This is a genomic window from Roseateles sp. P5_B10, assembly GCF_056400485.1.
The window spans coordinates 1-544 of sequence record NZ_JBFULE010001705.1 but is presented as its reverse complement, the minus strand read 5'-3'; the positions used below and the strand labels follow the sequence as shown (position 1 = coordinate 544).

Annotated in this window: 1 protein-coding gene; it reads left to right on the top strand. The window is 67.5% G+C overall.

Translation table 11 applies throughout. The features are described from left to right. On the top strand, nucleotides 1-495 hold a 495-nt coding region (locus AC1DU6_RS35450; protein WP_477863279.1), incomplete at its 5' end, for an SDR family NAD(P)-dependent oxidoreductase. Between the last annotated feature and the right edge of the window lie 49 nt (nucleotides 496-544).

The following is a 544-nucleotide window of genomic DNA, read 5'->3' as shown; positions in this document are numbered from 1 at the left end:
GCCATCAAGACAGTCGGCAAGGACGGTGCCCACCCGCTGGCGGCCTTCAGCAAGACCATCACGGTCAACCTGATCGGCAGCTTCAACATGATCCGCCTGGCCGCCGAGGCCATGGCCAGGAACGAGCCAGAACCGACTGGAGAGCGCGGCGTGCTGATCTCGACGGCSTCGGTSGCGGCCTATGACGGCCAGATCGGCCAGKCSGCCTATTCGGCSTCCAARGGYGGYRTSGTCGGCATGACRCTKCCCATCGCCCGCGACCTGGCCCGCAACGGCATCCGCAACATGACCATCGCCCCAGGTATTTTCGGCACGCCGATGCTGTTCGGCATGCCCCAGGAGGTGCAGGACGCGCTGGCCGCGAGCGTCCCCTTCCCGAGCCGCCTGGGCAAGCCCGAGGACTACGCCAAGCTCGTGCACCAGATCGTCACCAACGACATGCTGAACGGCGAGGTCATCCGCCTGGACGGCGCGATCCGCCTGGCACCGAAATAACGCCCCTCGTCCTGTCTCGCCCTGCTGCACGCGGGCGCGCCCAGCCGGT